This is a genomic window from Thalassospira sp., from assembly GCF_040218635.1.
GTDB lineage: Bacteria > Pseudomonadota > Alphaproteobacteria > Rhodospirillales > Thalassospiraceae > Thalassospira.
Map to the genome: position 1 here is coordinate 888,113 of NZ_JAVJRB010000012.1, position 12,453 is coordinate 900,565.

Sequence of the window (12,453 nt, forward strand, 5' to 3'; positions counted from 1 at the left end):
TCTTAATGTGCATAGGCCCATCTTCCGATGTATCTCCTCATCGATAATTACGACAGCTTCACATTCAATTTGTGGCATTACTTGCGTGAACTCGGCCCCGAGGTTGAAGTTCGTCGTAATGATGAGATCACAGTCGAACAGGCATTGGCACTTAACCCGCAAGGTATTGTCATTTCGCCCGGCCCCTGTGACCCGGAACGTGCCGGTATTTGTCTTGATCTGATCAAGGCGGCCGCAGGCAAGGTCAAGCTTCTCGGGGTTTGTCTGGGGCATCAATCCATTGGTCAGGCATTTGGCGGCAAGGTCATTCGTGCCCCGCACTGCATGCATGGTAAAACCGATGCGATGAAACATTCCGGCGCAAGCGTTTTTACCGGCCTGCCCAGCCCGTTTGAAGCAACACGCTATCATTCATTGGTGATTGAACGCGAAACATTGCCCGACAGCCTTGAAATCACGGCCGAAAGCGAAGATGGTCTGATTATGGGCGTGCGCCATAAAATCCATCAAATTCATGGCGTTCAGTTCCATCCCGAAAGCATCGCGTCGGAACATGGCCACGCACTATTAAAGAATTTTATCGACTATACCGGCGCGTAAACCCGCACCGGACTGCAAACCGAGGAACCCCGCATGTCGACTGAAAACGATCTCAAGGCAATTTTGGCCAAAGTCGCAGATGGTGAAAAACTGACCGAAAACATGGCTGAACAGGCCTTTAATGTTCTGATGTCTGGTCAGGCGACGCCATCCCAGATGGGGGCATTCCTGATGGGGTTGCGTCTTCGCGGGGAAACAGTTGACGAGATCACCGGTGCCGCACGTGTCATGCGCGAAAAGGCAACCGGCATTATTGCCCCTGAAAACGCGGTTGATACCTGTGGTACGGGCGGTGATGGCAGCGGAACGTTCAACATCTCCACCGGGGCGGCCATCGTTGCCGCGGCAGCCGGGGCCACCGTTGCCAAACATGGTAACCGGGCGGCTTCGTCAAAATCGGGGTCTGCGGATGTTTTGATGGCGCTTGGTGTTAATCTGGATGCGGATATGAAGCTTCTGGAAAAGGCCCTTCGCGATATCAATCTGTGCTTTATGATGGCCACCCGCCACCATTCCGCCATGCGCCACGTTATGCCGACCCGTGTTGAAATGGGCACACGTACGATCTTTAACCTGCTTGGGCCGCTTGCCAATCCGGCGAAAACCAAACGTCAGGTTTTGGGTGTTTTTGCCAAGGAATGGGTTGAACCGATTGCCAATGTTCTGAACCGTCTTGGATCGGTTCATGCGTGGGTGGTTCATGGCCATAGCGGCCTTGATGAAATATCGACCACCGGACCAACATTGGTTGCCGAGGTCAAAGACGGTGCCGTCACAACATTCGAGATCACACCAAGTGATTTTGGGTTTGAAACCGCAACGCTCGATGACCTTCAGGGGGGTGATGCAGATATGAACGCCAAGGCCATTCTTGATCTGCTTGCGGCAAAGAAAAGCGCTTATCGTGATATCGTTCTGATGAATGCCGGTGCCGCCCTTGTCGTGACCGGTATCGCCAATGATCTTGCCGATGGCATCGCCAAAGCAGCAGAAGCAATCGATACAGGCAAGGCCGCAGAAACGCTGCAGGGTCTTGTGACGATTACCAACGAAGGAAACGCAGCGTGAGCGACGTACTCCAGAAAATCTGTGATGATAAACGTGACCATGTCGCAGCCTGCAAGGCGCGCACGTCACTTGCCACCCTGGAAGAAAAAGCCAAGGCACAATCCGCGCCGCGCGGTTTTATCAATGCCCTTGAAACCAGTGTTGCCGATGGGCGTTATGGGTTGATTGCCGAAATCAAAAAGGCATCCCCGTCCAAGGGCCTAATTCGTCCGGATTTCAATCCGCCGGAACTGGCAAAGGCCTATCAGGCTGGCGGGGCAAGCTGCCTTTCGGTTCTGACCGATGTGCCGTATTTTCAGGGTGATGACAGCTATCTTGTCGCAGCCCGTGCCGCGGTCACTCTTCCAGCCCTGCGCAAGGATTTCATGATTGATCCTTATCAGGTGACCGAAGCACGCGCATTGGGCGCTGATTGCATTTTGCTGATTATGGCCGCCCTTGAAGACGCACAGGCAGCCGAACTTGAATCTGCGGCCCACGCACTTGGCATGGATGTCCTGATCGAAGTTCATAACGCGCCGGAACTCGAACGCGCATTGAAATTGAAATCACGTCTGATCGGGGTGAATAACCGCAACCTCAAGACAATGGAAATTTCCCTGACCACCACCGAAGAACTGGCCGGCATGGTTGATAAGGACCGTTTGCTTGTTGCCGAAAGTGGCCTGTTCACGCCCGATGACTTGACCCGCATGGCAAAAGTTGGCGCACAATGCTTTTTGATTGGCGAAAGCCTGATGCGTCAGGACGACGTCACCGCCGCGACCCGTAATCTTCTTGGCCTTGCGGCCTGATTGGCATCAGACAGAGTAATGGCAGACAAGCTTTCGCATATTGACGCTGGCGGTAACGCCGTCATGGTCGATATCTCGGCCAAGGCCGATACAACACGCATTGCCGTTGCCAAGGCCCGTGTTTTGATGTCCGGTGAAACAGCGACACTGATTGCAAAGCGCGGCCATAAAAAGGGCGATGTTCTTGGCATTGCCCAGCTTGCCGGAATTATGGGGGCGAAAAAGACCCCCGATCTGATCCCGTTATGTCACCCCCTGCCCCTGACATCGGTGACAGTTGATCTTGAACTGGTCGATGGCGTGAATGCGGTTGATATCACCGCAACCTGCAAAACCACCGGCAAAACCGGGGTCGAGATGGAGGCACTCACAGCGGCCTCTGTTGCAGCATTGACCGTATTTGATATGTGCAAGGCCGTTGATAAAAGTATGAGGATTACCGATCTGCGCGTGACACGCAAAGAAGGCGGCAAGTCGGGGACCTTTGTCGCGGACTGATCCTGCCTTCCCTGACCTGGCGATTATTCACCTTTTTTGAATAATCAGGATGATTGATCAGTTTTTCTGAAAGGTCATATTGACATGCTTGACCTGCGAAAAGAACTAAAGTAGAACATTTATGTATCCTTTTTGTTCTTGTTACAGGTTCGGGAAATATCATGCTGACGCGCAAGCAATATGAGTTGCTGGTCTATATTGACAATTACCTTCGCGCTCACGGTATCTCGCCTTCTTTCGATGAAATGAAAGAAGCCCTGGCCCTGAAATCAAAATCAGGCATTCACCGTCTTATTACCGGGCTTGAAGAACGTGGCTTTATCCGCCGCCTCGCCCACCGTGCCCGCGCACTTGAAGTCATCCGCCTGCCTGAAAACAGTGATGATGACGTGCCGGAAAAACCAAACAATGTGACATCCATTGCCAGTGCCCGCAAAGCACCGCATCGGCCAACCACCGTGCCAACTGCCTTTTCAGACGCCAATGAAGCAATCTCTTTGCCGCTTTATGGTCGAATTGCAGCAGGTACACCGATTGAAGCCCTGCGTGATCAAAGCACAATGGTTCAGGTGCCTGCGGCCCTGCTTGGTGCGGGTGATCACTATGCATTGGAAGTATCCGGTGATTCCATGATCGATGCCGGAATTCTTGATGGCGACACGGTTCTGATCCAACGCTGTGAACAGGCCCATGATGGCACCATCGTCGTTGCCCTTGTTGACGACAGTGAAGCTACTCTGAAGCGCCTGAAACGTGGTCGTGGGGAAGTGATGCTTGAACCGGCAAATGCACGCTATGAAACGCGCTCGCTGTCACCTGATCGTGTTCGCATTCAGGGGCGTTTGGTTGGGCTGCTGCGCCAATACTGATACTGATACGAACACCGGTTCAGATACCAAGATCAAAACAAATCAAAGACCAATCGCCCGGTGCCACATGCCCGGGCGATTTTTCGTTGTGCTGGCGTGTGATTAACGCCCGGCCTTACCGCCAATCACAATCCAGGGCCAGCCACCTGCATCGGAACGGACGGTCTGGAAGAAAGAACTATCTTCTTTCAGGCCCCCCACCCTAAGGGCAACGCCGCCCTGCCACCATAAAACGTCATCATCAATCAAGACTTTGGCACCAGACGTTTCGCACAATTTTGTCGGCAGATCTGCCTGCAAATTGGCGACGATATCGGCATTGCGGCAAGCGTAGAACGGGTTATCAAGTTGGCTAGCAATGACGATCGTCTTTGCATCGTTTCCCTGCCCGACACTCAAAAAACATGGGTCATCTTTACAGGCCAACACCTGATCGTCCATTTCTTCGGGGCGAATGCCAAAACGGCCCATCCAGATTGATTTTTGAAAGCCGCTCAACCCGTTTGAGACATGCAAGGTTCCGGTATGATCATCAAACACGGCCCAACTTTCCCGGTCCCCTGCAACCAACATATCTGCATTTTGGTGATTAAGCTGAATGAGCATCACAGCGATCAGAACAGGAACGATTGGCACCATTGCCCATCTGTCCCGCCAGATAAGGCACCATGCGATAACGCATAAAAGCCCCCCGACCGCGATCCCATCCAGTCCAGACACATACCAAAGCCCCCAGTCCTGATCGGCAATCAACGACGCGGTTTTCAACAAAACCGTCAAGCCCGGTGCCATTGCGACAAGAGATAACCCCGCAAGACCAAATGGCATCAGGGCAAGTGATGCAACAATCAGTGGCATGACCCAAAATGCCATGACAGGTATGGCAACCAGATTGGCGATGATCCCCAACATGGAAATCCGCCCGAAATGAAAGCCAATGATCGGTGCTGTCACCGCCGTTACGATCAAGCCCGTGATCAGTAACCCGCCAAGGTAAAACATCGCCCGTTCATACCAAGGACGCATCCCTTGTCGATCAAGCCATGTTCGACCGGGCCCATCATAAAACGCCACCAACGCCCCGACGGCGGCAAAAGACAGCTGAAAGCTTGCCCCCAAAACAGCATCCGGGCGCAGCAACAAAACAACAATGGCCGCGACCCCGACCAGACGCAGCGATATTGCGCGTCGATCCAAAAGCAATGCCACCCAGACCACAAGCAACATCACAAATGCCCGCTGGGTTGGAATGGTCGCACCTGAAAGGCCAAGGTAAATGAGGCCCGCAAACATCGCGGCCATCGCCGACCATTTCTTGATCGGATATTTCAAAGCAATAGTCGGTATTGCCGCCAAGCCAAACCGGATCAGGAAAAACACCGTTCCACATAGCAACCCCATATGCAGGCCGGAAATTGCCAAAAGATGCGCAAGACCCGATTTGCGCAAATCCTCTGCGATCTCGAATTCAACTTCTCCGCGCTCACCAATAATCAGTGCCTTGGCAATACCGGCCTCTGGCGTGCTGATATGATCACTGATCGTGGCAGACACAGACTGACGCAGCGCTTTAATAACTTGCCATATATCGTTGATGTAAATATATTTATCACCACGCTGAACATCAAACTGGCGACCAAAGACAAAACCGGTTGCCCCGATACCGCTAAAATACAGATTGCGGGCAAAATCAGGATCACCGGGCACAGATGGCGGCTTAAGCGGAAAGAGACGTGCCTTGACCGTCACCCGATCACCGATGGCCAAATCGCTGTCACCCAGAAAACTGAGCCGGATATTCCAATCAATCTGATCGTCTTCTAATCCGGTGATCGCACTTGGCTGCAGTGTTGCACGAATACGCTTACCCCGTGGTTCAAGTCCGATAATCGTGCCGGAGATTTCAGTTGAATAAAGCGTTTTGACCGGAATGTTTTTCGGGCCCAATTCAGTATGAATGGCCCCGGACAGGACCCCCGCCATCATGCTTGCGGCCAACTGCAACGCGAATGCCAGCATCGCAACCCGACGCGAAATCCAAAACCCGCAGATCAAAAGAATCAAAGCAGGGGCAGCTTGACTGACCGATACACGCGCAGGAAGCAAAAAGAACAGCGCACAGCCCAACCCAAAGAAGAGGACTGATGACAAGAACCACTTATTTCTTTGGCTTGTAACAACAAATGTCACTTGCGAGAAAACACTCGTAAGCATTTGTTTTTTATAAATTTCACTGAAAACTGTACGACGAATGTCCAATAGCCCGCCCGTCACTTAGTTTCTATCTAACATCGGCTGTGGTGCAACAGCGTGTCATTTGTGCTATAGCCTGCACGCCAAAAGTCATTACGACAAGCGACAACATCCAAATAACGGATAGATTGAATGACGGTTGTTACCCGTTTTGCCCCGTCTCCGACCGGGTTTTTGCATATCGGCGGCGCACGCACCGCCCTTTATAACTGGCTTTATGCCAAACATACTGGCGGCAAGTTTCTGCTGCGCATCGAAGATACTGATCGCGAACGTTCAACGCCTGAGGCTGTCGAGGCCATTTTTGACGGGTTGAACTGGCTTGGCCTGACCGCTGACGAAGAACCGACTTTCCAGTTCGCCCGTCGCGACCGCCATGCCGAGGTTGCCCAACAGCTGCTTGATGCTGGCAAGGCCTATTATTGCTATTGCTCGCAAGAAGAACTTCAGACCATGCGCGAAAAAGCCCGCGCAGAGGGTCGCCCGATGAAATATGACGGCACATGGCGTGATCGCGATGCCGCCGAAGCCCCCGAAGGGGTTAAGCCTGTTGTGCGCCTAAAAGCGCCACAGGAAGGTGACGGCGTGATCAATGATCAGGTTCAGGGCGAAGTCCGCGTTGGCAACGAACAGCTTGACGATTACGTCATTCTGCGTGGCGACGGCACCCCGACCTATATGCTGTCGGTTGTTGTCGATGACCATGACATGGGCGTTACCAACGTTATTCGCGGTGATGACCACCTGACCAATGCGTTTCGTCAAAAGGCACTTTATGACGCAATGGGTTGGGACGTCCCGACCTTTGCCCATATTCCATTGATCCATGGTCCGGACGGCGCAAAGCTGTCCAAACGCCATGGGGCGCTGGGGGTTGATTCCTATCGCGACGAGATGGGTTTCCTTCCAGAAGCCGTGAACAACTATCTGCTGCGCTTGGGCTGGGGTCATGGCGATGATGAAATCATCTCTCAGGATCAGGCAATTGAATGGTTTGACATCAAGGATGTCGGCAAAGGTGCGGCACGTTTTGACTTTGCAAAGCTGACAAACCTGAACGGCATCTATATGCGTCAGGCTGATGATAAAAGGCTTGTAGACGAGATTTCCCAACGGGTTGCGGCCCTGATTGGAAGCGATGCAATTGATGCAGCGCAAAAAGAAATCTTGATCAATGGCATGGCAGGCCTTAAAGAAAGGGCCAAGACACTTATCGAGCTCGCCGAATCTTCGGCTTTCTATGTTACCGATGGCGTAACGTCCGTTAACGAGAAAGCTCAGTCCCTGATTGATAGCGCACCTGAAGGTCTGTTCGCAGAACTGGCCAACAGTCTCGAAGCGCTTGATAGCTGGACCGAAGAGAACGTTGACGCAAGTGTTCGTGCGACTGCCGAGAAACTTGATCTGAAACTCGGAAAAGTTGCGCAGCCCTTGCGGGCGGTGCTTACCGGCTCCAATTCTTCACCAGGCATCTTCGAAGTAATGATCGTGCTTGGCAAAGACCAAACGCTGAAACGCATTCGACATTTCGATGCATAACAACAGCGAATAATGAAAAGCTAATAGTCTGTTTGCGCTTGATGCGCCGCAGCATTATGCTGCACCCAACTTGAAACCGTGTTCGTTCAAACAGGGAAGGAAAAATAAGTCATGGCTCAGAATTCCAAGACCTCCCACACCTTTACATTGACCGACAATGCCACTGGCAAGTCGATCGAGATGCCGGTGCTTGAAGGTAGCGTAGGCCCGTCTGTCATCGACATTCGCAAGCTTTATGCTGAAACTGGATTCTTCACATATGATCCGGGCTTTACGTCGACCGGCTCCTGCCAGTCCGAGCTGACCTATATTGATGGCGATGTGGGCATCCTGCGTCACCGTGGTTATGCTATTGACGATCTTGCAGAAAGTTCAGACTTCCTCGAAGTTTGCTACCTGCTGATTTACGGCGAGCTGCCAAATGCAGCTGATAAAGCCAAATTTGAAAACGACATTACTCTGCACACCATGGTTCATGAGCAGATGCGCAATTTCTATAACGGTTTCCGCCGTGACGCGCATCCGATGGCCATCATGTGCGGTGTCGTTGGTGCAATGTCCGCTTTCTATCATGACAGCACAGACATCAACGATCCGCAGCAGCGCCTGATTTCGGCTTATCGCCTGATCGCCAAAATGCCGACCATCGCTGCTATGGCATACAAATATTCGATCGGTCAGCCGTTCCGCTATCCAAACAACAAACTCGGTTATGCAGAAAACTTCCTGCAGATGATGTTTGGCAACCCGTGCGAAGATTATGTTGTCAATCCGGTTCTGGCCAAGGCAATGGACCGCATCTTGATCCTGCATGCTGACCACGAACAGAACGCATCGACCTCTACCGTTCGTCTTGCCGGTTCTTCGGGTGCAAATCCGTTTGCGTGTATTGCTGCTGGTATCGCATCCCTTTGGGGTCCGGCACATGGTGGCGCAAACGAAGCCGTTCTGAACATGCTCAATGAAATCGGCGATGTGAAAAACATTCCGGAATTCGTTGCAAAAGCAAAAGACAAGAACGATCCGTTCCGTCTGATGGGCTTTGGTCATCGCGTTTACAAAAACTACGATCCGCGCGCCAAAGTGATGCAGGAAACCTGCCACGAAGTTCTTAAAGAACTGAATGTCAGCGATCCCCTGCTTGACGTTGCGCAGGAACTTGAACGCATTGCACGTGAAGACGAGTACTTCATCGAGAAGAAACTCTATCCGAACGTCGATTTCTATTCGGGCATCATCTTCAAGGCGATGGGCATCCCGGTCAGCATGTTTACCGTGCTGTTCGCCGTTGCACGTACCGTCGGCTGGATCGCCCAGTGGAAAGAAATGATCGAAGATCCGTCGCAGAAAATCGGCCGTCCGCGTCAGCTGTTTACCGGCGTCGCAGAACGTTCATTCGTTCCGGTCGACAAACGTTAATTTGTCACGCGGCACTAAACGATCTGAATAAAAAGAAAGGCCCGGAATTTTCCGGGCCTTTCTCGTATCTGAATTCTGAAGCAGTAACCTGTTACCAGCTGCCGGTATTTTCCATGCTTGCCCATGGTTCGGCAGATGGAAGGTTGGCACCCTTTTGCAGGAACTCGATGGAGATCCCGTCAGGTGAACGCACGAATGCCATGCGTCCATCACGCGGCGGACGATTGATGGTGACACCGGCATCCATCAGCTTCTGACAGGTCGCATAGATATTATCGACTTCATATGCCAGGTGGCCAAAGTTACGGCCACCGTCATAGCTTTCCGGATCCCAGTTATAGGTCAGTTCAAGTTCCGGCGCCTTGGTCGATTTGGCACTTTCAACATCTTCTGCTGGTGCAAGATAAATCAGGGTAAAGCGGCCCTGCTCGCTCTCGATGCGGCGTGTTTCTGACATGCCAAGCAAGTCGCAATAGAATTTCAGCGACTCATCAACGTTTTCGACACGAACCATCGTGTGCAGATAGCGCATAACACTGTCTCCGTCATGAATTGATCAATGAGCTGAAACTAAATGCATTCCGGACTTAACACCACCCGTTGACGGTTATTTTTTGGTGATGATCTTTAAAATTTGTTCAGCGGCTTTTTCACTTGGTGCACGATCACCAAAGCCAAGCATTGTACATGCTTCGTCAAACCCGGCTTCCTGCTCAGCCCGTGCAGGTTCATCGCCAAGCAATCCATCAAGAACCGGGATAATATTTTTTGCCTGACAGTTTTCCTGCAAGAATTCCGGGATCAGTTTTCGTCCCAGAACCAGATTAACAATCGTGACCGTATCAATCTTGATCAGACGTTTGGCAATCCAGCCTGTCACGGCATTGACCTGATAGGCAATCACGTGCGGGACACCTGCGATTGCAAGTTCCAGCGATACAGTCCCCGATGCGGCCAAGGCACAGTTCGCTGCCGCAAAGGCATCGTGACGTTCCTGATCCGTAGCAACCACGATAGGATCCAACGGCCAGTCTTTCATTGCTGTAGCTACCGTATCAGCAACTTTACTCACAGTCGGGACAACAATGCGGGCATCGGGATATTTTGCCGCAAGGGCGTCAATCACCTGACGAAACACCGGCAACAAGCGTTTGACTTCTGAGTTTCGGCTTCCGGGCAATACCGCCAGAAGCTTTTTATCGTCGCCCAGGCCATGTTGGGCACGAAACCTTTGTCCGTCCCCGTCATTGCGTTCTTCGACGGCTGAGTGGCCAATAAAGGTGGTTGGAAGGCCTTCTTTTTCGAAATATGGCGGCTCAAACGGCAACAACGCCAGAAGGTGATCCAGAAAACCGGCGATTTTCTTTGCCCGCCCTTCACGCCATGCCCAAACGGATGGCGCGACGTAATGGATCAGAGGGATCCCCTTCCCTTTAAGCTTCTTGCCAACCCGAAAGCTGAAATCAGGCGCATCAATCGTAACGACGGCATCTGGTTTTTGCTTCTTTGCAAAATCAGCGGTTTGGGAAATGCGCTTTAACAAATGCGGGATGTGGGGAATGACTTCGGTCAGGCCCATCACCGACATTTCGTTCATCGGAAACAGGCTTTTTAGGCCTTCACGCTCCATGCGCGGGCCGCCAACACCGATGAACTGCGCGTTAGGTTCCTGTACCTTAATCGCCGCCATCAGGCGTCCGCCAAGCTGATCTCCCGATGCTTCGCCGGCAACCAGCATGATTTTCGGGCCATCAGGCACGTTTTCAGACGTCATGACAGGCGGCCTTCGTCCTGATCAGGCAACCCGACCAAAAACATGCCAAGCGCATCAGACCGGGCTATAACAGCCTTACGGTCAATGATCATTGTACCCCCGGCCAATAAAGCGATACCGCGCAAACCGGCTTTGTGGGCTTCTTCGATGGTTGTTAAACCAATCGCAGGCAAATCAAGACGCTTGTCTTGCTGCGGTTTGGAGGATTTGACCAAAACACCGCCAACGCCGTCTCGGCGATAAAGGGCCGAACGGCGGACCATTTCATCGGTCCCTTCAATCGCCTCAAGTGCAAGAACAAGTCCTTGCTGAACGACACAGCCCTGCCCGACATCGGCTTGACCGAGGATCCTCGCCACACGAAGACCGTGCTTGGCATCGCTCATTGCTTGATCGTCGGGTGTGATGGCCCCCAAAACGCCTTCGGTTACGGTCAGGTCGGTCAGGATATCGTGCGCGCCGACAAGCCGAAACCCTTCGCGTTCAAGCTCTTGGCCAACCAGACGCAGCAAACCGTCATCGCCAAGGGCTTTCATGCCAACCTTCATCAGAAGTTTGGCTGCCCGCCAATCTGGACGCATGGCGGAAAAACTTGGCCGGGCGACTTTGCCTGCCAGTACCACGTCCTGACATGCGTTTGCCTTCATGGCATCAAGGATTTTGGCCGCAGCACCCAGTCGCAAGACAATGTGCGGATATTGGTCAAGTTCTGCATCGTTGGCATGGCCATCAAGCTTTACAACGAAAACAGTCCGCCCCGCCATCTGCGCAGCAGACGCCAAGCGGGCGGGAAGTTGGCCACCCCCAGCAATAATCCCCAATTTAGGCTGCGGATTATCCTGCGGAGCTGTCATATCTTGGCGTACATACGGAACGCATGCTTTCCGCTTTGAGGAAATTGATAATTTCCATGACCGGTCCGACGTCTTCGAAATCTTTGGCGACTTCTGCAACGCGTTCGGCAAGGGTTCCTTCCTGTGCGAATAAAAGGCGATACGCCTTACGCAGGGAATGAATGGTTTCGCGATCAAAACCACGACGTTTCAGACCAACAATGTTCAACCCGGACAGATATGCGCGGTTGCCAATGACTGAACCGTACGGGATCACATCACTTTCCACACCGGTCATGCCGCCAATCATGGCGTGCTTGCCGATACGCACGAACTGATGAACGGCCGACAACCCGCCAACAATCGCGAAATCCTCGACCAGAACGTGCCCAGCCAAAGTGCCATTATTGACCAGAATACAATGGTTTCCGACATGACAATCATGGCCGACATGGGCCCCGGTCATCAAAAGGCAATCATCGCCAATGGTTGTTTCCATCCCGCCACCTTCAGTGCCGGGATTAAGGGTGGCACCTTCGCGGATCTTGGTACGTTTACCAACAATCAAACGGCTTTCTTCGCCCTTGAATTTCAGATCCTGTGGCGCATGGCCAACAGAGGCAAAGGGATAAACTTCGCATTCGTCGCCAAGCGTCGTGTGGCCCGCAACAGCAACATGGCTGTGCAGTTTCACACGATCACCCAAGACAACGTTCGGCCCTACAACGCTGTAGGGGCCGATTTCGACATCCTGACCAATCTGCGCGCCATCTTCGACAACGGCGGTTGGATGCACTTTTGACATT

At 52.4% G+C, this 12,453-nt stretch carries 12 protein-coding genes; 7 read left to right on the plus strand and 5 right to left on the minus strand.

What is annotated here, in order from left to right; translation table 11 throughout:
* Positions 1-27 precede the first annotated feature (27 nt).
* The 5 genes from RIC05_RS18100 to lexA all read left to right on the plus strand — a co-directional run bounded on the left by RIC05_RS18100 (position 28) and on the right by lexA (position 3,829).
* Positions 28-600 (plus strand): anthranilate synthase component II, encoded by a 573-nt coding sequence (locus RIC05_RS18100; RefSeq protein ID WP_350045963.1) that lies wholly within the window; start codon positions 28-30, stop codon positions 598-600.
* 33 nt (positions 601-633) lie between these two features.
* The gene (gene trpD / locus RIC05_RS18105) at positions 634-1,668 is read left to right on the plus strand and encodes an anthranilate phosphoribosyltransferase (protein WP_350045964.1); all 1,035 of its coding nucleotides are present in this window, start codon (positions 634-636) and stop codon (positions 1,666-1,668) included.
* Entirely contained in the window at positions 1,665-2,462 is a 798-nt protein-coding gene (gene trpC, locus RIC05_RS18110; protein ID WP_350045965.1) for an indole-3-glycerol phosphate synthase TrpC, read from the plus strand. The genes trpD and trpC overlap by 4 nt, the downstream gene beginning before the upstream one ends.
* Positions 2,463-2,480: 18 nt before the next feature.
* Positions 2,481-2,960: a cyclic pyranopterin monophosphate synthase MoaC gene (gene moaC, locus RIC05_RS18115; RefSeq protein WP_350045966.1), complete on the plus strand. Its 480-nt coding sequence runs from the start codon at positions 2,481-2,483 to the stop codon at positions 2,958-2,960.
* Positions 2,961-3,121: 161 nt separating this feature from the next.
* The gene (lexA, locus tag RIC05_RS18120) at positions 3,122-3,829 is read left to right on the plus strand and encodes a transcriptional repressor LexA (RefSeq protein WP_350045967.1); all 708 of its coding nucleotides are present in this window, start codon (positions 3,122-3,124) and stop codon (positions 3,827-3,829) included.
* Positions 3,830-3,931: 102 nt separating this feature from the next.
* Here lexA and RIC05_RS18125 read toward each other — a convergent pair whose 3' ends face one another.
* The gene (locus tag RIC05_RS18125) at positions 3,932-5,980 is read right to left on the minus strand and encodes a ComEC/Rec2 family competence protein (protein WP_350045968.1); all 2,049 of its coding nucleotides are present in this window, start codon (positions 5,978-5,980) and stop codon (positions 3,932-3,934) included.
* 234 nt (positions 5,981-6,214) lie between these two features.
* Here RIC05_RS18125 and gltX point away from each other — a divergent pair, with 234 nt between their 5' ends.
* Both gltX and RIC05_RS18135 read left to right on the plus strand, forming a co-directional pair.
* Positions 6,215-7,621: a glutamate--tRNA ligase gene (gene gltX, locus RIC05_RS18130; protein ID WP_350045969.1), complete on the plus strand. Its 1,407-nt coding sequence runs from the start codon at positions 6,215-6,217 to the stop codon at positions 7,619-7,621.
* 111 nt (positions 7,622-7,732) lie between these two features.
* Positions 7,733-9,040, plus strand: coding sequence for a citrate synthase (locus RIC05_RS18135; protein ID WP_350045970.1), 1,308 nt, complete (start codon positions 7,733-7,735; stop codon positions 9,038-9,040).
* Positions 9,041-9,131: 91 nt separating this feature from the next.
* Here the strand turns inward: RIC05_RS18135 and RIC05_RS18140 are convergent, their stop codons facing one another.
* The 4 genes from RIC05_RS18140 to lpxA all read right to left on the minus strand — a co-directional run bounded on the left by RIC05_RS18140 (position 9,132) and on the right by lpxA (position 12,452).
* Positions 9,132-9,572: a VOC family protein gene (locus tag RIC05_RS18140; protein WP_350043939.1), complete on the minus strand. Its 441-nt coding sequence runs from the start codon at positions 9,570-9,572 to the stop codon at positions 9,132-9,134.
* 75 nt (positions 9,573-9,647) lie between these two features.
* Positions 9,648-10,814: a lipid-A-disaccharide synthase gene (gene lpxB / locus RIC05_RS18145; protein WP_350045971.1), complete on the minus strand. Its 1,167-nt coding sequence runs from the start codon at positions 10,812-10,814 to the stop codon at positions 9,648-9,650.
* Positions 10,811-11,668, minus strand: coding sequence for an LpxI family protein (locus tag RIC05_RS18150; RefSeq protein ID WP_350045972.1), 858 nt, complete (start codon positions 11,666-11,668; stop codon positions 10,811-10,813). The genes lpxB and RIC05_RS18150 overlap by 4 nt, the downstream gene beginning before the upstream one ends.
* Positions 11,649-12,452: an acyl-ACP--UDP-N-acetylglucosamine O-acyltransferase gene (lpxA, locus tag RIC05_RS18155; RefSeq protein ID WP_350043936.1), complete on the minus strand. Its 804-nt coding sequence runs from the start codon at positions 12,450-12,452 to the stop codon at positions 11,649-11,651. Before lpxA ends, RIC05_RS18150 begins: the two co-directional genes overlap by 20 nt.
* Position 12,453 lies beyond the last annotated feature (1 nt).

Excerpts from the sequence above, each read along its gene's own strand:
- RIC05_RS18100 (WP_350045963.1), top strand. The coding sequence starts at position 28 with ATGTATCTCCTCATCGATAATTACGACAGCTTCACATTCAATTTGTGG.
- trpD (WP_350045964.1), top strand. The coding sequence starts at position 634 with ATGTCGACTGAAAACGATCTCAAGGCAATTTTGGCCAAAGTCGCAGAT.
- moaC (WP_350045966.1), top strand. The coding sequence starts at position 2,481 with ATGGCAGACAAGCTTTCGCATATTGACGCTGGCGGTAACGCCGTCATG.
- lexA (WP_350045967.1), top strand. The coding sequence starts at position 3,122 with ATGCTGACGCGCAAGCAATATGAGTTGCTGGTCTATATTGACAATTAC.
- gltX (WP_350045969.1), top strand. The coding sequence starts at position 6,215 with ATGACGGTTGTTACCCGTTTTGCCCCGTCTCCGACCGGGTTTTTGCAT.
- RIC05_RS18135 (WP_350045970.1), top strand. The coding sequence starts at position 7,733 with ATGGCTCAGAATTCCAAGACCTCCCACACCTTTACATTGACCGACAAT.
- RIC05_RS18140 (WP_350043939.1), bottom strand. The coding sequence starts at position 9,572 with ATGCGCTATCTGCACACGATGGTTCGTGTCGAAAACGTTGATGAGTCG.
- lpxB (WP_350045971.1), bottom strand. The coding sequence starts at position 10,814 with ATGACGTCTGAAAACGTGCCTGATGGCCCGAAAATCATGCTGGTTGCC.
- RIC05_RS18150 (WP_350045972.1), bottom strand. The coding sequence starts at position 11,668 with ATGACAGCTCCGCAGGATAATCCGCAGCCTAAATTGGGGATTATTGCT.
- lpxA (WP_350043936.1), bottom strand. The coding sequence starts at position 12,452 with ATGTCAAAAGTGCATCCAACCGCCGTTGTCGAAGATGGCGCGCAGATT.